Source organism: Roseibium aestuarii, assembly GCF_008477545.1.
Lineage (GTDB): Bacteria > Pseudomonadota > Alphaproteobacteria > Rhizobiales > Stappiaceae > Roseibium > Roseibium aestuarii.
Genome location: NZ_VORA01000003.1, coordinates 215,984 through 233,418, shown reverse-complemented (window position 1 = coordinate 233,418; position 17,435 = coordinate 215,984). Strand labels below are relative to the sequence as shown.

Genomic DNA, 17,435 nt, shown 5'->3' with positions numbered 1-17,435 from the left:
GTTCAAAGTGAGAAGAATGGACACTCTCGACCTGCAGATCATCGCTGCCCTGCGTTCCGATGCGCGCCGTTCCGTGTCCGATCTGGCGGAAGAGCTCAAGGTCGCACGGGCAACCGTGCGCACCCGCCTGTCCCGTCTGGAAGAGCAGGGCGAGATCCTCGGCTATACGGTGATCCTGCGCGATGACTGGCGCGATCTGCCCATCCGCGCCGTCACGCTGGTGGAGATCGCCGGTCGCAACACGGATCCGGTGGTGAAGATCCTCTCCGCCATGACGGAGGTCCGCAGCATCCATTCGACCAACGGCAAGTGGGATCTGGTGCTCGACATTGCCACGCGGGATCTGGGGGCCTTCGACGAGGTGCTCAACCGGATCCGCCTGATCGAGGGGATTGCCGGTACGGAGACCAACCTGCTTCTGACCACCCGCAAGGGCCCTGCCGCCCCGCAGGACCGGCGCAGCGCCTGAACTCGCAAAACGGGTCGCCGGAGCGGCGGATCTGCCCTAGGCTTCCGCTCACAGTTTCAACGGATCCGGGCCCCGGTCATGACACACGCCGTCTCTCCCTCCACCTTGCTGCGCGATGCCGACCCGAGGTCGCTCGCCGATCTGTCTGCCGCCGACTACAAGGTGGTGCGCCACACCCTGGAGCGCCTGACCGAGGATTGGCGCAGCCAGCCGGGGCTCGAGGATCTGGCGCGGGAGGTGGATCTTCAGCCCATCCAGTTGCAGCGGGTCTTTTCCCGCTGGGCCGGGCTGACGCCGAAGCAGTTCCTGCAGGCCCTGACCCTCGACCATGCCAAGGCGCTGCTGGCGGATGCGGCGACCGTGCTGGACACCAGCCTGGAGGTGGGACTGTCCGGTTCCAGCCGGCTGCACGACCTCTTCGTCACCCACGAAGCCATGACGCCGGGGGCCTATCGGGAGCGGGGGCGCGGGCTGGCGATTTCCTATGGCTTTCACCCCTCGCCCTTCGGCACCGCCCTGCTGATGGTGACGGACAAGGGACTGGCAGGCCTCGCCTTTTGCGACGAAGGCGGGGAGGATGACTGTCTGGCCGACATGACCCGCCGCTGGCCGGCCGCCGGCTATCTGCGGGATGCGACCGTCACCGCGCCCTATGCGCAGCGGATCTTCGATCCGTCAGCCTGGCAGGCGGAGCAGCCCTTGCGGGTCGTCTTCATCGGATCGGATTTCGAAGTGAAGGTCTGGGAGACCCTGCTCTCCATTCCCATGGGCCGGGCCACGACCTATTCGCACATTGCCAACCGGCTGGGGAACCCGAAGGCCTCGCGGGCCGTGGGCTCGGCGGTGGGGCGCAACCCCATCTCCTTCGTCGTGCCCTGTCATCGGGTGCTGGGGAAGGGCGGGAGCCTCTGCGGCTATCACTGGGGCCTCACCCGCAAGCGGGCGATCCTGGGCTGGGAATTCGGGCGCACCGGAGCCTCAGACTAACCTTCGCCGGCTCAGTGCACCGGGCTGTCGGGCAGGGGGAAGGTGGCCGTCACGTCCCATCCGAGGGAGACGAGCCGCTCCGCCGCCTGATCGGTCATGTCGCCCGGAATGATCACCTCGACAAAGGATGGCGCCGGCGAGGCGTTGCTGAGCTCCTCTTCCAGACGGGTGAAGCGGGTCGCCATGTCCTGCGTCCAGGCGAGGGAATCAAGCGGAAGGGCGACAAGCGCACGTCCATCGCCGGTGAAGGCCACGGGCAGGCCGGCCACGAGCCGCACGCGGGTAAGCGGTGCGACCCGGCTGCGATAATCGACAAGCAGAACGAGACGGCGCAGCTCCGCGTAGGCCATTCCCCGGTCCGGCGCATCGGCGGCCAGCTCCACCAGTCCGTCCTTGCCGTCCATCTCCTTCAGCTCATCGAGATGATAGGCAATGACCGCCAGTTCCGTGGGGGTAAAGCGGGTGCTCGCCATGAGCCGATCCACGAGATCAGGCCGGATCCGCTGTTCGAGAAGCTTCTGGCGCGTGCGGTCCAGCAGTTCCTGACGGCTGTCGTCCAGAACGGTCTGGCGCAGGTTCTGCGCGCCCCCCACGGCCTGCACCGCAAGGCCACCGGGCACAAGCGCCAGCATCGCGTTCACCGTCATGCTGCCGGCAGCGGACACCCGGGCAGCCCGGTCGAGAGCCTGGGAAAGTGGAGCATAGGACGTGTAGGGATCAACCCCGAGGGACAGCGCCAGCTCACGCCGGGCGCGGTCCTGTCCGGTGAAGGCGCGCGCCAGTTCCCCGGCGGAGCCGATATCGCCGGTGACGGCCTTTTCCACGCCGGTCGTGATGCGGCCGATCACCTTGCCCACACCGTTGGCCGTTTCCCGCGCCGTACCGAGCGGATCGGCAACCGTGCTCTGGACGAAGTCCACGGGCCGATTGGCCGCCTGTTTCAGGCCTTCAATGAAGCTTTCCGTGGCCTGGGCCTTCTCGAGGCCCTGAAGGACCGACAGTTCGCGCAAGCGCGACAGGACCAGCCCATCGCCCTTGAGGCTGACGGTCTCTCCCTGCTGCACCAGGGAGAAGACACGCAGTCCGTTCTCCACCCGGGCCGGACCGGAGAAGCTGTAGCCCGGACCGGTGGGCGGAACCTGCAGGGCGTCGGCCGGATCACGCTCGGGCGCGCTTTCGTAGACGTCGGAGATTGCCAGGGCCGGCACGGGAAGGAGAGTTGCCGGGAAAAGACCGGCCGCAAGCGCCAAAACCCACAGGCGTGACCGGGCCCAGCCTTGAATCCGGGTCCGGATCCGGTCGGCAGGACCTTGTGCGGTCAGGCGTTCATGCGGGGCTGTCACAGGGGCATCTCCTCAGTCCGGGGTCTGTTCCTTCAGCGTCGTTTCATTCCCTGCCGCAGCTTGACGGCTTTATCGTGGCGTCATGCCGTTGGCGGCAAGAACCTCGCCCACGAGATAGAGGGATCCGCAGATCAGGATGCGCGGCGGCTCGCCATCCTTCTGGGCGCAGGCGACGATATCGGCAAGCGCATCGTCGAGACGCGTGAAGGGCGTGGCTTCCAGCCCGGCAACGCGGGCGAAATCGGCGAGTTCGAAGGGATCGCGCGCGGTGGTGGAGGAGGTAATCGGCACGCAGGCCACATGACGCGCCAGACCCTCGAAGGGGCGGAAGAAGCCGACCGGATCCTTGGTGGTGAGCATGGCGCTCACCAGATAGAGCGGCCGCGGGTGGCGCTCCTCCTGCTCGCCCATGAAGCGGGCAATAGCGACCCCGGCCCCCGGATTGTGTCCGCCGTCGAGCCAGACCTCTGCCCCTTCCGGGCATTTCTCCAGAAGCGGCCCGTGGGTGAGGGGCTGCAGGCGTCCCGGCCAGTTGACCTTGCGCAGGCCCCGGGCTGCAATCTCCGCCCCGGGCCACAGGCCTGCGGCCTTGAGCGCGGCAATGGCCACGCCCGCGTTGATGATCTGATGGCTGCCGGACAGGTTGCTGAGGGGCAGGTCATGGAGCCCTTCCTCGTCCTGGAAGGCAAGGCGGCCGTGATCCTGAAAGGCTGTGAAATCCTGCCCGAAGAGATGAACCGGTGCGCGCAGGCGCTGCGCCAGGCGCAGGATGACGGCTTCGGCCTCCGGCTCCTGCGGGGCGACGACCACCGGGCAGCCCGGCTTGATGATCCCGGCCTTTTCTCCGGCGATCTCGCCGAGACGGGAGCCGAGGAACTTCTCGTGATCCATGGACACGGGCGTGATGACGCTGGCCAGCGGACGGTCGATCACATTGGTGGCATCGAGCCGCCCGCCGAGACCGACCTCGAGCAGCAGCACGTCGGCCGGTTCTTCCGCAAAGAGCAGCAGACCGGCGGCCGTCGTGATCTCGAAGAATGTGATTTCCTGCCCGGCATTGGCCTCCTCGCAGCGCAGCAGCGCGTCGAAGAGTTTGGCGTCGTCGACAATGCGCCCGCCTTCGCCCAGACGGATGCGCTCGTTGAACGAAACCAGATGCGGGGAGGTGTAGACGTGGCAGCGCTTGCCAGCGGCTTCCAGAATGGCGCGCATGGTGCCGGTGACCGATCCCTTGCCGTTGGTCCCGGCAACATGGATCACGGGCGGCAGACGGCGCTCGGGGTGTCCAAGGGCGGCGAGAAGGCGCTCCATGCGCCCGAGGGAAAGATCAATTTCCTTCGGATGCAGCGCCAGAAGGCGATCGAGAATGGCGGTAATCTGATCCAAGGCGTCCTCACGGATCAAGGTCCCGGCTCCTCCACCGGGTGGGCCAGACGGCCTTGCGCCGCAACTGGCCCGCATGCGCTCAAGTCCGACCTCCCGGGCGGGAAGTATAGGGCAGCACGCAGGAAAGAACGACCCCGTTGTCGAAAGCGGGGCCGTTCACGTCAGGAATGGCCGATCAGGCCGTGGCCGGCGCGGCGGCTCCAGCGGCTGCGACGGCACTTGCGGCCTGGGCGGCAGTCGCGCGCTCCTGCTTCATCAGGATGGAGCAGAGACGGGAAATCGTGTCCTTCATCTCGTGACGATGGACGACCATGTCGACCATGCCGTGCTCCAGCAGGTATTCGGCGCTCTGGAAGTCGTCCGGCAGCTTTTCGCGGATGGTCTGTTCGACCACGCGGCGGCCGGCGAAGCCGATCTGCGCGCCCGGTTCGGCAATGTGCACGTCACCCAGCATGGCGTAGGACGCGGACACGCCCCCGGTGGTCGGGTTGGTGAGCACCACGATGTAGGGCAGACCTTCCTCGCGCAGCATCTGCACACCCACGGTGGTGCGCGGCATCTGCATCAGGGACAGGATGCCTTCCTGCATGCGCGCGCCGCCGGATGCGGTGAACATGACGAAGGGGGTGCGGTTGGCGACGGCGGTTTCCATGCCCTTCAGGATCGCTTCCCCGGCAGCCATGCCGAGCGAACCGCCCATGAAGTCGAAATCCTGGACGGCGGAGGTGATCACCTGGCCGTTGACCTTGCCCTTGGCCACGTGGACGGCATCGTCCTCACCGGTCTTGGCGCGGTATTCCTTGATGCGGTCCACATAGCGCTTGCTGTCGCGGAACTTGAGCGGATCCGCGACGACTTCGGGGGTTGCCACCCGGTCATAGACGCCACCGTCATAGAAGGCTTCCAGGCGCTTGCGCGCCGGCATGCGCATATGATGACCAGAGTTCGGAACGACCCAGAGATTGGCCTCCAGATCGCGATGGAAGACCATCTCGCCGGTTTCAGGGCACTTAATCCAGAGGTTTTCCGGAACTTCGCGCTTCTTCAGAAGATCGCGGATCTTGGGTCGAACGAGGGAGTTGATCCAGTTCACGTGACGCGTCCGTTCTTGTTTCACGAAGGCTGCACCGGACACGGGTCCGGGGCCAGAATTGGCGACTGTCTATCTTTTCCGGTTCCCCGTGACAACCAAAAGCCGGCAAACCCCGTGGGACGAGCCGGTTTTTGGTTAGTCTCTCATGCCTTGCGGGCGCGACGGGCGCCTTCGGCAAGGGACGAAACAAGATCCGTGACAGCGGAAACCGTCTTTTCCGTGGCGCGGCCGTCTGCGTCCAGGCTGTCCTTGATCGCATTGACCAGAACGGAGCCGACCACGACGCCATCCGCCTTGCGGCCGATGTTTTCAGCATCCTCGGCGGTCTTGATGCCGAAGCCCACGGCAACGGGCAGATCCGTGTGTCCCTTGATGCGGGTCACCGCCTCGGACACGTTGGTCGCGTTCAGGTTGGCCGAGCCGGTGATGCCGGTCACGGACACATAGTAGACGAAGCCGGAAGTGTTGGCGAGAACGGCCGGGAGCCGCTTGTCGTCGGTGGTGGGCGTTGCCAGACGAATGAAGTTGAGACCCGCTTCCATGGCCGGAATGCAGAGCTCGTCATCGGCTTCCGGCGGAATGTCGACTACAATCAGGCCATCGACTCCAGCTTCCTTGGCTTCCTTCACGAAGGCCACGGGCTCGCGCACATAGATCGGGTTGTAGTAGCCCATCAGGATGATCGGCGTGTCCGCATCGGTCTTGCGGAATTCGCGGACCATGTCGAGGGTCTTGTTCATGGTCTGGCCGGCGTGCAGCGCGCGAAGGGTCGCAAGCTGGATCGGAACGCCTTCGGCCATGGGATCAGAGAAGGGCATGCCCAGCTCGATCACATCCGCACCGGCAGCCGGCAGGGCCTTGAGGATGGCGGAGGAGGTTTCCAGGTCCGGGTCGCCTGCGGTGATAAAGGTCACCAGCGCCGGCCGGCCCTGTTCCGCACAGGCCTTGAAGCGGCGGTCGATACGCGTTTCGGTCATTGAGCACCTACCCTGATCATCCATAAAATGCCGCGTCGACTGGCATTTTTATCGTCAAAAGGATGTAGGGGGCAGGGCGTCCCCCTGTCAATCCGCCGCGGGGTCTGCGAGGGCTTTTTCGAAAGCCACGCCGAAACCCTTTCGCAGCAGCAACGGTCAGCGCAGATCGTAGACCTTGGCGTAGACGGTGCGGGTGACTTCGTCGCGCTTCAGGCCATGGGCATCGAGATCCGCATCGCTCATGGCGGCGAATTCGGAGTAGAGGGCGCGAGCAGCACGGGCGCGGCCGATTTCCTCGAACACAACGGCGCAGGACTTGCCGAAGGCGGACAGGGCGCCGGAGAGGACTTCAAGGGGAGAGGCGGTGTGAGCAATGGCCATGATCGTGATCCTTCATGTGCGATCCGGACACTCCTGAACGGGCGAGCCGGATGCGGAAACTGGTGTTGCTCACAAGATAGTCATGCTCGCCGATCGAACAATTGTTCATGTTGCGAAGCAGCAATGCGCTTTCGGAATGGCTCGGCCGCTACGTCCGCTCCATCCTGCACTGCGAAGAGACTGGGCGACCCAAGCGAAAAAGGCGCGACCCCTGAGGGCGACGCCTTTTTTGAAGTCTGCGTCCGGATCGCGAGGGATCAGAGATTGAACCCGAGCATGCCGCCCACGGTGAAGACGTCCTTGTCGCCACGACCGCAGAGGTTCATGACGATGATCTGGTTCTTGTCCATGGTCGGGGCCAGCTTGATGACCTGAGCCAGCGCGTGGGCCGGTTCGAGCGCCGGAATGATGCCCTCGACCTTCGTCAGCATCTGGAAGGCTTCGAGAGCCTCGTCATCCATGATCGGCACGTATTTGGCGCGGCCGACTTCCTTGAGCCAGCTGTGCTCCGGACCGATGCCCGGATAATCGAGACCGGCGGAGATCGAGTGGCCTTCGAGGATCTGGCCGTCGTCGTCCTGCAGCAGATAGGTGCGGTTGCCATGGAGAACGCCCGGCTTGCCGGCGGTCAGCGAGGCGCAGTGCTCATGACCGTCGAGGCCGCGTCCACCGGCTTCCACACCGTAGATCTGCACGCTTTCATCGTCGAGGAAGGGATGGAACAGGCCGATGGCGTTGGACCCGCCGCCCACAGCCGCCACGATGGCATCCGGCAGACGACCTTCGGCCTCGAGGATCTGCTCGCGGGTTTCCTTGCCGATGACCGACTGGAGATCGCGCACTATTTCCGGATAGGGATGGGGACCAGCGGCCGTGCCGATCAGGTAGTAGGTGTCGTCGACGTTGGTCACCCAGTCGCGCAGGGCCTCGTTCATGGCATCCTTGAGGGTGCCGGCACCGGCGGTGACGGGCACGATTTCCGCGCCGAGGAGCTTCATGCGGAAGACGTTGGGCTTCTGGCGCTCCACGTCGGTGGCGCCCATGTAGACCACGCAAGGGAGGCCGAAGCGGGCACAGACGGTGGCGGTCGCCACGCCATGCTGACCGGCACCGGTTTCCGCGATGATGCGGGTCTTGCCCATGCGCTTGGCCAGAAGGATCTGGCCGAGGCAGTTGTTGATCTTGTGCGAGCCGGTGTGGTTCAGCTCGTCGCGCTTGAAATAGATCTTCGCGCCGCCCAGGTGCTCGGTCAGACGCTCGGCGAAATAGAGCGGCGACGGGCGACCGGTGTAGTGCTTGTTCAGCGTCTCGATTTCACGCTTGAACTCCGGATCGGCCTTGGCGTCGTTATAGGCCTTCTCCAGGTCCAGGATCAGCGGCATGAGCGTTTCGGCGACATAACGTCCGCCGAAGATGCCGAAATGGCCCCGCTCGTCCGGCCCGGACCGCATGGTGTTTGCCAATGTGGTCATGTCTCTTACTCCCCTGCCACTGCAAATGTGCTTCGGGCGGCCGCCACGAAGGCTTTGATCTTTTCGATATCCTTCACGCCCTTGTCGCGCTCGACTCCGGACGACACGTCCACGGCACGTGCGCCGGACCGGCGGATGGCTTCGGCCACATTGGACGGATCCAGTCCTCCGGAAAGCATGAAGGGCTTTGGAAGGTCAAGATCTTTGAGAAGATCCCAGTCGAAGCTGACCCCGTTGCCACCCGGCAGGTCGGACCCCTTCGGCGGCTTGGCGTCGAACAGCAGCCGGTCCGCGACGACGGCAAAGAAGCGGGCTTCCTCCAGATCGTCGGCACTGGAGATCGCCACAGCCTTCATCACCGGCTTGCCGAACATGACCTTGGCCGCCGCAATGGCCTCGGGCGTTTCCGAGCCGTGAAACTGGAACAGGTCCGGCCGCACCAGCTCGTTGATCCGCGACAGGCTGTCCAGATCCATGTTGACGGTCAGTGCCACGACCTGCGCCCGGCCGCGCGCCATGTCGGCCAGCTTGCACGCCTGGCTCAGAGACACGTGCCGCGGGCTCTTCGGAAAGAACACCAGGCCCACCATGTCGGCACCGGCATCCAGTGCCGCGCGCATGGTGTCTTCCGTGGTCAGGCCGCAGATCTTGATCATGATTTCAGACATTTCGGTCCGCTGGGTTTCCTCGTTGGCCCTGTCATATAGGGCCTTGGCGCATTCGACAAATGGCCCGGTGACCGAAGATGTCCTCCGGTCACGGGTCACAGTCTCGTGAGAATGGCCGAGGCCGGCGTTTGCCGGCTCAGGTCACGTTGTAGGCGGCAATCGCTGCCATGTTGACGATGTCGCTGTCCTTGGCGCCCAGCGGCACGATCTGCACCGGCTTGTCGAGACCGACGAGCAGCGGCCCGATGACCGTCGATCCGCCCAGTTCCTGCAGCATCTTGGTGGAGATGGACGCCGAGTGGAAGGCCGGCATGACCAGCACGTTGGCCGGTCCGGACAGGCGGCAGAACGGATAGGCGCTCATCTTGTCCATGTTGAGCGCCACGTCCGCGGCCATTTCGCCGTCATACTCGAAGTCGACCCGGCGGCGGTCGAGGATGCGCACGGCTTCCTGCACCTTCTCCGACCGCTCGCCCTTCGGATGGCCGAAGGTGGAATAGGCCAGCATGGCGACCCGCGGCTCATAGCCGAGCTTGCGGGCGACATGGGCCGCCTCTTCTGCGATATCCGCCAGTTCCTCGGAAGTCGGCATGTCGATGACCGCCGTGTCGGCAATCAGCACGGTACGGCCACGGGCCAGAGCCAGCGACACACCGATCACCCGGTGGCCGGGCTTGATGTCGATGCAGGAGCGCACCGTATCGAGGGCCACCGAGTAATTTCGGGTCAGGCCCGTGACCATGGCATCCGCATCGCCGCGGGCGACCATGATGGCGCCCCAGTAGTTGCGGTCGTTGTTGACCATGCGCTGGCAGTCTCGCAGCAGATAGCCCTTCCGCTGCAGACGGCCATAGAGATACTGCGCGTAATCGTTGTTGCGGTTCGACAGCCGGGCGTTCTGGATCGTGATCCCGGCCCGGTTGATGTCGACGCCGGCGTGCTGGGCCATCTTGTGGATCTCGTCTTCCCGGCCGATGAGGATGGCTTCCCCGAGGCCCTGGTTGACGAAGCTGGCGGCGGCGCGGATGACCGGCTCTTCCTCGCCCTCGGCAAAGACCACGCGCTTTGGCATCTGGCGCACCTTGGAGAAGATGCGCTGCAGGGTGCCGGCGACCGGATCGCGACGGGCGGAGAGCTGGTGCTTGTAGGCTTCCATGTCGACGATCGGCTTGCGCGCCACGCCGCTGTCCATGGCGGCCTGGGCGACCGCCGGCGGAATGGTGTAGATCAGGCGCGGATCGAACGGCACGGGAATGATGTATTCCGGGCCGAATTTCGGCCGGTTGCCCCGGTAGGCGGCGGCGACCTCATCGGGCACTTCCTCGCGGGCCAGATCGGCAAGGGCCTTGGCGCAGGCGACCTTCATGTCGTCGTTGATGGTCATGGCCTGAACGTCCAGCGCGCCCCGGAAGATATAGGGGAAGCCCAGCACGTTGTTGACCTGATTGGGATAATCGGAACGGCCCGTGGCGACGATGGCGTCTTCGCGGACCTCGTGGGCCTCTTCCGGGGTGATTTCCGGATCCGGATTGGCCATGGCGAAGATAATCGGGTTCGGAGCCATGGCGCGCAGCATGTCGTGGGTCAGCGCGCCCTTGACCGACACCCCGAGGAAGACGTCCGCCCCCTTCAGGGCGTCATAGAGGGACCGCGCGTCCGTCTGCACCGCATGGGCGGACTTCCACTGGTTCATGCCCTCGGTGCGGCCCTTGTAGATCACACCCTTGGTGTCGCAGAGGATGACATTCTCGTTGGGAATGCCGAGCGCCTTGATCAGCTCGATGCAGGCAATGCCCGCCGCGCCCGCGCCGTTGCAGACCACCTTGGTGGTCTTCATGTCGCGTCCGGTCAGATGAAGGGCATTGATCATGCCGGCTGCGGCAATGATCGCCGTACCATGCTGATCGTCATGGAAGACCGGAATGTCCATCAGCTCGCGCAGGCGCTGCTCGATGATGAAGCAGTCGGGAGCCTTGATGTCTTCCAGGTTGATGCCGCCGAAGGACGGGCCGAGATAGCGGACGGAATTGATGAATTCCTCCACGTCCTGGGTATCGACCTCCAGATCGATGCTGTCCACGTCGGCGAAGCGCTTGAAGAGGACGGCCTTGCCCTCCATCACCGGCTTGGACGCGAGCGCACCCAGATTGCCGAGACCGAGAATGGCCGTGCCGTTGGAAATCACCGCAACCAGATTGCCGCGCGTCGTGTAGTCGAAGGCACGGCTTGCGTCTTCCGCGATGGCCAGCACGGGCACCGCCACGCCGGGGGAATAGGCAAGCGACAGGTCACGCTGGGTGGCCATCGGCTTGGTCGGGGTGATCTCCAGTTTCCCCGGCCGCCCTTCCTGGTGGAACTTCAGGGCTTCCTGATCCGTGAAGCTGATGGTCGTCTTCGGCGACTTGGACTTGGCGGACATCTCGGTGCGTTTCCTCTAGCAGGTTTTCCCGTTGCGGGGCGAAGACCTTATCCCCTGAAAATTGCCCACTCAAGGCGTGATCGCGCAGGGATGCTGTGAAAGGCGGAAACGGGTTTGCTACTTTCGCCGAATGTCGGAAAGTCAAACGCTCCAGAGCCCCGCGGCGGACCACAAGGTCACGCCCATGATGGCCCAGTTCATCGAGATCAAGACCGCCAATCCGGACAGTCTGCTGTTCTACCGGATGGGGGATTTCTATGAGCTGTTCTTCGAGGATGCGGAGATCGCCTCCCGCGCCCTCGGCATCACGCTGACCAAGCGCGGCAAGCATCTGGGTGAGGACATTCCCATGTGCGGCGTGCCGGTGCATGCGGCCGACGACTATCTGCAGAAGCTGATTGCCCTGGGCCACCGGGTTGCGGTGTGCGAACAGACCGAGGATCCGGCCGAGGCCAAGAAGCGCGGCTCCAAGTCCGTGGTCCGGCGCGACGTGATCCGGCTCGTGACGCCCGGAACGCTGACCGAAGACCGGCTGCTGGACTCTTCCTCCAACAATTTCCTCTGCGCTTTGACGCGGCTGAAGGGCGGCTCGCTTACCGGCGACAGCGCCTATGGTCTGGCGTGGATCGACATGTCCACCGGCGCCTTCCACGTCTCGGAGACCGACGACCAGCGACTGGCGGCGGATCTGGCGCAGATCGGCCCGCGCGAGCTGATCTTGCCCGATATGCTCCTGCAGGAGCCGGAGATGCGGCTGCTGACGGAACAGAGCGGTGCAGCGCTTTCCCCCGTGCCGCGCGCCTTCTTCGACGGCGCCACGGCGACCGACCGGCTGGCCCGCTATTTCAAGGTCAAGACCCTGGACGGGTTTGGCACCTTCACCCGGGCCGAGCTTTCGGCCGCGGCCGGGGTTCTGGCCTATGTGGAGAAGACCCAGCTCGGCGAAAGGCCGCCGCTGGATCCGCCAAGCCGGGAAAGCGGTGCCGGACGGATGCTCATCGACCCGTCGACCCGCGCCAATCTGGAGCTGGCCCGCACCCTGGGCGGCGAGAAGCAGGGCAGCCTGCTGGCGACCATCGACCGCACCGTCACCGGGGCGGGCTCCCGCCTTCTGGCCAGCCGCCTTGCCGGCCCGCTGGTCAATCCGGCGGAGATCGCCCGTCGTCATGACGCGGTGGATTTCTTCCTCGACAACGAGATCCTGCGGGAAGGCCTGCGCCAGACCCTGAAGGGCGCGCCGGACATGGCCCGCGCCCTGTCGCGTATCGCCCTGCAGCGCGGCGGGCCCCGCGATATCCTCTCGATTTCGGACGCGCTGGGTGCGTCCCGCGAGTTCCTGAGCCGGCTCGGAAACATCTCCGGCCCGATGCCGGACGAGGTCGCTCAGGCGGCCGATAGACTCGCCGCTGCGCCCCACGAGCTCAGCGAAGAGCTGACACGCGCCCTGAAGGACGAGCCGCCTCTGCTGAAACGGGACGGCAATTTCGTCGCCGCGGGATATGACGCGAACCTCGACGAATTGCGGGCCCTGAGGGACGAAAGCCGCAAGGTGATCGCCCGGCTGCAGGCGGATTATGCGGAAGAACTCGGCCTGCGCTCGCTGAAGATCAAGCACAACAACGTGCTCGGCTGGTTCATCGAGGCCCCGACGGCTCAGTCCGACAAGATGCAGGCAGACCCGGCCCGCTTCATCCACCGTCAGACCATGGCAGGCGCCATGCGCTTCACGACCACGGAGCTGGCGGAGCTGGAATCCAAGATCGCAAGCGCCGGTGAACGGGCGCTCGCCATCGAGCTGGAAATCTTCGACCGGCTGGCCACTGCGGTCATCGAGGCGGGCGATGCGATCAAGGCGGCGGCCCACGGACTGGCGGTGCTGGATGTCTCGGCGGCGCTCGCCAAGCTCGCCCAGGAAGAGGCCTATACCCGTCCCGTCATCGACATGAGTCATGCCTTCGAGATCAAGGCCGGCCGTCATCCGGTGGTGGAAGCCTCGCTGCGCCGGTCGGGCGGCGAGAGCTTCGTCGCCAATGACGCCAATCTCGGGCCCGAGGAAGAGGCGCCCAACGGCAATATCTGGCTGATCACCGGTCCGAATATGGCCGGTAAGTCCACCTTCCTGCGGCAGAATGCGCTGATTGCCGTGCTGGCCCAGATGGGCAGCTTCGTGCCAGCCCAACATGCGCATATCGGCGTGGTCGACCGGCTGTTTTCCCGCGTCGGGGCGGCCGATGATCTGGCGCGCGGACGCTCGACCTTCATGGTGGAGATGGTGGAGACGGCGGCCATCCTCAATCAGGCCGGCGACCGGTCCCTGGTGATCCTCGACGAGATCGGCCGTGGCACGGCAACCTTCGACGGGCTTTCCATCGCCTGGGCGACCATTGAGCATCTGCATGAGGTCAACCGGTGCCGGGCGCTGTTCGCGACCCATTATCACGAGCTCACCGCCCTCTCCCAGAAGCTGGACCGGCTGCACAATGCCACGGTGCTGGTGAAGGAATGGGATGGGGACGTGGTCTTCCTGCACGAGATCGTGCCGGGCGCGGCCGACCGGTCCTACGGCATCCAGGTGGCCAAGCTCGCCGGCCTGCCCGCCTCGGTGGTGCAGCGGTCACAGCAGGTTCTGACCCAGCTCGAGGAGCAGGACCGGGGATCCAAGGCGGAAACGCTGATCGACGAGCTGCCGCTGTTTGCCGCGCTCGCGCCAAAACCGGTCGCGGCCCCGGCCAAGGGACCTGATCCGCTGCGCACGGCGCTCGACGCCATCGACCCGGACGACCTGACCCCGCGCGAGGCGCTGGAGGCGCTCTACAAGCTGAAGGCGGAAAGCCGGAAGGACGCCTGATCCTCAGGTCGGGGCCGCGTCCGTCAGAGAAATATCGGGCAGGGGAAGCCCTGCCTTGGCGCGCCCCAGTGCGCCGGCCAGGGCACCGGCAAAGCTCGTGCGGTCATCCGGATTGAGGAACTTGCCCACCTCGACGATCTCGCCCCGGGACGACAGGGCGATGCGGGTCACGCCTTCGTCTTCCAGCTCGGTGATGAGCAGGCGGACCCAGAAGGGATTGAAGCGGGTCTCGTGATGGCGGCGACCCGGCCCCACCTGACGGATCAGGATCTGGGTGCGGGAGATCTCGATCTCCTCGAAGGCGCGGGCGGAGGCGTAATTCAGCCGGAAGGCGCCCCAGACGAGCAGCACATCCAGACCGAAGAAGCCGAAGACCGGCCAGGCCCCGGCGGACACGAGAAAGATCCCGGCGATGAAGCTGATCGTGCAGAGCGACAGCATCAGCACCAGGAAGCCGCGGGATCCAAGCGCCCGATACGGGGTGAGGACGGCGGAAAAGAACGGCTTTTCCATCGCATCGGAAACTTCGGTGTCGGCCGGGGTTTTGTCGTTGTCGTCCTGCATGACCTTTGATTATAGAGGGTGCATGACAGACGAAAAGAGCTCTCCGGACGCAACGGAACCCTCGGCCGCAAATACGGTAAAGAAGCCACGCGCCGCACGATCTGCGACAGCGGCCAAGGCACGCCCGAAGCGCAAGGCCCCCTCGGTCGACAATCCGGGCAAGGTGCTCAAGCGTCCGCGCTATTCACGGGCGGAAACCAACGCGATCTTCCAGCGTTTCCACGCGGACAACCCGGTTCCCGAGGGCGAGCTGGACTACACCAATGCCTATACGCTTCTGGTGGCCGTGCTTCTCTCGGCCCAGGCCACGGACGTGGGCGTGAACCGGGCGACGAAGAACCTCTTCAAGATGGCGGATACGCCGGAGAAGATGGTGGCGCTCGGCGAAGACCGGGTGCGGGAGGAAATCCGCACCATCGGTCTCTTCAAAACCAAGGCGAAGAACGTCATTCTGATGTCGGAGATGCTCATCCGGGATCACGGCGGCGAGGTTCCACCGGTGCGCGAGGAGCTGGAAAAGCTGCCGGGGGTGGGGCGCAAGACCGCCAACGTGGTGCTGAACATCTTCTTCGGCCAGCCGACCATTGCGGTCGACACCCATCTCTTCCGGCTCGGCAACCGCATCGGCATTGCGCCGGGCAAGACGCCGCTCGACGTGGAGCTGGTGATGGAGAAGATCATTCCGCCGGACTACAGCCTGCATGCGCATCACTGGCTGATCCTGCATGGGCGCTACATCTGCAAGGCCCGCAAGCCCGAGTGCAAGCGCTGCGTGATCTATGATCTGTGCCGAAGCCCGGAGCGGGAAGCGCTGGATGCGGTGCCGGAAATCGCCGAACGGGTCGCCGGCTGGGTTGCGCAGGGCAAGACCCGGGCAGACATCTGATGTCCGTCCCTGCCCCGAGCACGCGGCTCGTCTATCGTCCGGTGACCGTCGATGATGCCGGCTTCCTCTATCAGCTGATGACCGATGCGGCGTATCTGCGCCATATCGGCGACCGCAACATTCACGATGAGGCAGCCGCACGGGCCTATATCGAGGACAAATTCCTGCCGGCCTATGCGCGGGCAGACGGAATGGGGGTGTTTCTCGCCGAACGCCGCGCGGATGGCGCGCCTGTGGGGATCATCACCCTGCTGCAACGGGAGGGTTTCCAGCAGCCCGACATCGGCTACGCCCTGCTGCCGGCGTGGCGCGGTCACGGCTATGCCCGTGAGGGGGCGGCAGCGCTTCTCGCCCATGCGCAGGAGACCCTGGGCCTGAACGGTCTTTGCGCCATCGTCGCACCGGGCAACGAGGCCTCTTTCAAGGTGCTCGCCGCGCTTGGCTTTGCGAAACGGGGAAAGATCCTGAACCCGACCACCGGGATGCTGGTCACGGTTCTGGACTGGAAGGCGGAAAGGACCTGACCCGGACACCGGGCCAGACCTTCACTCATCAGCGCTGGGACTTGGGGCGAACGCGGACGATCACGTCAACGCGGACGACTTCCATGCCTTCCGGCGCGGGCGGCACAAGGCCGATGCCCACCTTCTCGCCCGGGATGTCCATCACGAAATTCTCGCCTTCAACGAAGAAGTGATGATGGTCCGAGACATTGGTGTCGAAGTAGGTCTTGTTGCCGTCGATGGCCACCTCGCGCAGCAGTCCGGCTTGGGTGAACTGGTGCAGGGTGTTGTAGACGGTGGCGAGGGACACCGGCACGCGGGCAGCAACGGCCTCCTCGTGCAGGAGCTCGGCCGAAATGTGCCGATCGCCCTGCGAAAACAGAATTTCGGCAAGAGAGACGCGCTGGCGGGTCGGCCGCAGGCCGGCATCCCGCAGCATGTCGGTCACATCGCGCGGCGTGTCGTGCTCATGATCGTGGACATGCATATGCATACGTTCGGTCAGTCCCAAATTCGTGGTTTCCGCGCAAGTTCACGCGGTGTGGAGCGCAGATCCGGCGCCGGAATGTCTTCCCGCGACCAGGATAACCGGCGCCTTTCCTCATGACATTTGTGCTGCGGCCTCGAAAGTCCAGCACAACGGTTGATTTCTTTCTGCCATTTCTTGGGTGTGAAATGCAAGTTTTTCATGTCCCGACAGGACTCGGCTCCCGTCCCGGACCTGATCAATCTCGTGAAAAATGACGGCAATTCCCTTCCAAAGACGCATTGAAACACCCAACATAAGGGTCTGATGATCTTTCAGCGGCGGTTTCCCTATGTTAGGAAAGCGCCACACAAACGAACAGACACACGTTCCCCTACCGGCGCATCGATCGGAGAGCGGGAGCTCAAGACAACGGATCGTGAATGACCGAACGGCCCTCCAGCTACGACTACGAAGACCTGCTTGCCTGTGCTCGCGGGGAACTTTTCGGCCCCGGCAACGCACAGCTGCCGCTTCCGCCCATGCTGATGCTTGACCGGATCACGGACATCTCGGAAACCGGCGGCGAGTTCGACAAGGGCTATGCCCGCGCCGAATTCGACATCAAGCCCGATCTCTGGTTCTTCCCGTGCCACTTCCAGGGCAATCCGGTCATGCCGGGCTGCCTGGGTCTGGACGCGATGTGGCAGCTGACCGGCTTCTATCTCGGCTGGCTCGGTCTCGAAGGCAAGGGCATGGCCATGTCCACCGGCGAGATCAAGTTCAAGGGCATGGTGACGCCGGACGTGAAGAAGATCGAATACGGCATCGACTTCAAGCGCGTCATGAAGGGCCGCCTGGTTCTGGGCATCGCGGACGGCTGGCTGAAGGCCGACGGCGAACAGATCTACAAGGCCACCGACCTGCGCGTCGGCCTCGCGAAGCAGTAATCTGACCCACGACGCGGGACCGG

General features: G+C 64.6%; 16 protein-coding genes. 6 read left to right on the top strand and 10 right to left on the bottom strand.

Annotated features, from left to right (window positions below; genetic code table 11):
- Nucleotides 1-16: 16 nt before the first annotated feature.
- Together FR728_RS14000 and FR728_RS13995 are read left to right on the top strand one after the other, a co-directional pair.
- On the top strand, nt 17-469 hold the full coding sequence (locus FR728_RS14000; RefSeq protein ID WP_149893340.1) for an Lrp/AsnC family transcriptional regulator: 453 nt from the start codon (nt 17-19) through the stop codon (nt 467-469).
- Nucleotides 470-547: 78 nt separating this feature from the next.
- Nucleotides 548-1,456: a methylated-DNA--[protein]-cysteine S-methyltransferase gene (locus FR728_RS13995; RefSeq protein WP_149893339.1), complete on the top strand. Its 909-nt coding sequence runs from the start codon at nt 548-550 to the stop codon at nt 1,454-1,456.
- An 11-nt stretch (nt 1,457-1,467) separates the two neighbouring features.
- On the opposite strand, the gene FR728_RS13990 is transcribed toward FR728_RS13995, so the two are convergent.
- From FR728_RS13990 to FR728_RS13955, 8 genes are all read right to left on the bottom strand, one after another.
- Nucleotides 1,468-2,664 carry a hypothetical protein gene (locus FR728_RS13990; RefSeq protein WP_149893338.1) on the bottom strand — a complete coding sequence of 399 codons (1,197 nt, stop codon included), beginning with the start codon at nt 2,662-2,664 and terminating at the stop codon, nt 1,468-1,470.
- A gap of 204 nt (nt 2,665-2,868) precedes the next feature.
- Nucleotides 2,869-4,185, bottom strand: a complete 1,317-nt coding sequence (locus FR728_RS13985; RefSeq protein ID WP_149893337.1) for a bifunctional folylpolyglutamate synthase/dihydrofolate synthase — start codon at nt 4,183-4,185, stop codon at nt 2,869-2,871.
- 175 nt (nt 4,186-4,360) lie between these two features.
- Nucleotides 4,361-5,278 carry an acetyl-CoA carboxylase, carboxyltransferase subunit beta gene (accD, locus tag FR728_RS13980; protein WP_149893336.1) on the bottom strand — a complete coding sequence of 306 codons (918 nt, stop codon included), beginning with the start codon at nt 5,276-5,278 and terminating at the stop codon, nt 4,361-4,363.
- A gap of 143 nt (nt 5,279-5,421) precedes the next feature.
- Nucleotides 5,422-6,255 (bottom strand): tryptophan synthase subunit alpha, encoded by an 834-nt coding sequence (trpA, locus tag FR728_RS13975; RefSeq protein ID WP_149893335.1) that lies wholly within the window; start codon nt 6,253-6,255, stop codon nt 5,422-5,424.
- Nucleotides 6,256-6,411: 156 nt separating this feature from the next.
- Nucleotides 6,412-6,636: a hypothetical protein gene (locus tag FR728_RS13970; protein WP_149893334.1), complete on the bottom strand. Its 225-nt coding sequence runs from the start codon at nt 6,634-6,636 to the stop codon at nt 6,412-6,414.
- A 257-nt stretch (nt 6,637-6,893) separates the two neighbouring features.
- Entirely contained in the window at nt 6,894-8,108 is a 1,215-nt protein-coding gene (gene trpB / locus FR728_RS13965) for a tryptophan synthase subunit beta (RefSeq protein WP_149893333.1), read from the bottom strand.
- Between the two features lie 5 nt (nt 8,109-8,113).
- Nucleotides 8,114-8,776, bottom strand: coding sequence for a phosphoribosylanthranilate isomerase (locus tag FR728_RS13960; protein ID WP_149893332.1), 663 nt, complete (start codon nt 8,774-8,776; stop codon nt 8,114-8,116).
- A gap of 136 nt (nt 8,777-8,912) precedes the next feature.
- A complete protein-coding gene (locus FR728_RS13955; protein WP_149893331.1) occupies nt 8,913-11,195 on the bottom strand; it encodes an NADP-dependent malic enzyme in 2,283 nt (760 codons plus the stop codon).
- Between the two features lie 130 nt (nt 11,196-11,325).
- Between FR728_RS13955 and mutS the strand changes: the two genes are divergently transcribed.
- The gene (mutS, locus tag FR728_RS13950; RefSeq protein WP_149893330.1) at nt 11,326-14,043 is read left to right on the top strand and encodes a DNA mismatch repair protein MutS; all 2,718 of its coding nucleotides are present in this window, start codon (nt 11,326-11,328) and stop codon (nt 14,041-14,043) included.
- A 3-nt stretch (nt 14,044-14,046) separates the two neighbouring features.
- Here mutS and FR728_RS13945 read toward each other — a convergent pair whose 3' ends face one another.
- Nucleotides 14,047-14,607, bottom strand: a complete 561-nt coding sequence (locus FR728_RS13945) for a DUF2244 domain-containing protein (protein WP_149893329.1) — start codon at nt 14,605-14,607, stop codon at nt 14,047-14,049.
- A gap of 22 nt (nt 14,608-14,629) precedes the next feature.
- Between FR728_RS13945 and nth the strand changes: the two genes are divergently transcribed.
- Nucleotides 14,630-15,493: an endonuclease III gene (gene nth / locus FR728_RS13940; RefSeq protein ID WP_149893328.1), complete on the top strand. Its 864-nt coding sequence runs from the start codon at nt 14,630-14,632 to the stop codon at nt 15,491-15,493.
- Nucleotides 15,493-16,017 carry a GNAT family N-acetyltransferase gene (locus FR728_RS13935; RefSeq protein ID WP_149893327.1) on the top strand — a complete coding sequence of 175 codons (525 nt, stop codon included), beginning with the start codon at nt 15,493-15,495 and terminating at the stop codon, nt 16,015-16,017. Before nth ends, FR728_RS13935 begins: the two co-directional genes overlap by 1 nt.
- Before the next feature lie 28 nt (nt 16,018-16,045).
- Here FR728_RS13935 and irrA read toward each other — a convergent pair whose 3' ends face one another.
- Entirely contained in the window at nt 16,046-16,483 is a 438-nt protein-coding gene (gene irrA / locus FR728_RS13930; RefSeq protein ID WP_244304640.1) for an iron response transcriptional regulator IrrA, read from the bottom strand.
- Nucleotides 16,484-16,905: 422 nt separating this feature from the next.
- Between irrA and fabA the strand changes: the two genes are divergently transcribed.
- On the top strand, nt 16,906-17,412 hold the full coding sequence (gene fabA / locus FR728_RS13925; RefSeq protein ID WP_149893325.1) for a 3-hydroxyacyl-[acyl-carrier-protein] dehydratase FabA: 507 nt from the start codon (nt 16,906-16,908) through the stop codon (nt 17,410-17,412).
- The last annotated feature ends 23 nt before the right edge of the window (nt 17,413-17,435 follow it).

Bases quoted from the DNA above. Each gene is read 5' to 3' on its own strand.
- FR728_RS14000 (WP_149893340.1), top strand. From the start codon at position 17: ATGGACACTCTCGACCTGCAGATCATCGCTGCCCTGCGTTCCGATGCG.
- FR728_RS13995 (WP_149893339.1), top strand. From the start codon at position 548: ATGACACACGCCGTCTCTCCCTCCACCTTGCTGCGCGATGCCGACCCG.
- trpA (WP_149893335.1), bottom strand. From the start codon at position 6,255: ATGACCGAAACGCGTATCGACCGCCGCTTCAAGGCCTGTGCGGAACAG.
- FR728_RS13970 (WP_149893334.1), bottom strand. From the start codon at position 6,636: ATGGCCATTGCTCACACCGCCTCTCCCCTTGAAGTCCTCTCCGGCGCC.
- trpB (WP_149893333.1), bottom strand. From the start codon at position 8,108: ATGACCACATTGGCAAACACCATGCGGTCCGGGCCGGACGAGCGGGGC.
- FR728_RS13960 (WP_149893332.1), bottom strand. From the start codon at position 8,776: ATGTCTGAAATCATGATCAAGATCTGCGGCCTGACCACGGAAGACACC.
- FR728_RS13955 (WP_149893331.1), bottom strand. From the start codon at position 11,195: ATGTCCGCCAAGTCCAAGTCGCCGAAGACGACCATCAGCTTCACGGAT.
- mutS (WP_149893330.1), top strand. From the start codon at position 11,326: ATGTCGGAAAGTCAAACGCTCCAGAGCCCCGCGGCGGACCACAAGGTC.
- FR728_RS13945 (WP_149893329.1), bottom strand. From the start codon at position 14,607: ATGCAGGACGACAACGACAAAACCCCGGCCGACACCGAAGTTTCCGAT.
- nth (WP_149893328.1), top strand. From the start codon at position 14,630: ATGACAGACGAAAAGAGCTCTCCGGACGCAACGGAACCCTCGGCCGCA.
- FR728_RS13935 (WP_149893327.1), top strand. From the start codon at position 15,493: ATGTCCGTCCCTGCCCCGAGCACGCGGCTCGTCTATCGTCCGGTGACC.
- irrA (WP_244304640.1), bottom strand. From the start codon at position 16,483: ATGCATGTCCACGATCATGAGCACGACACGCCGCGCGATGTGACCGAC.
- fabA (WP_149893325.1), top strand. From the start codon at position 16,906: ATGACCGAACGGCCCTCCAGCTACGACTACGAAGACCTGCTTGCCTGT.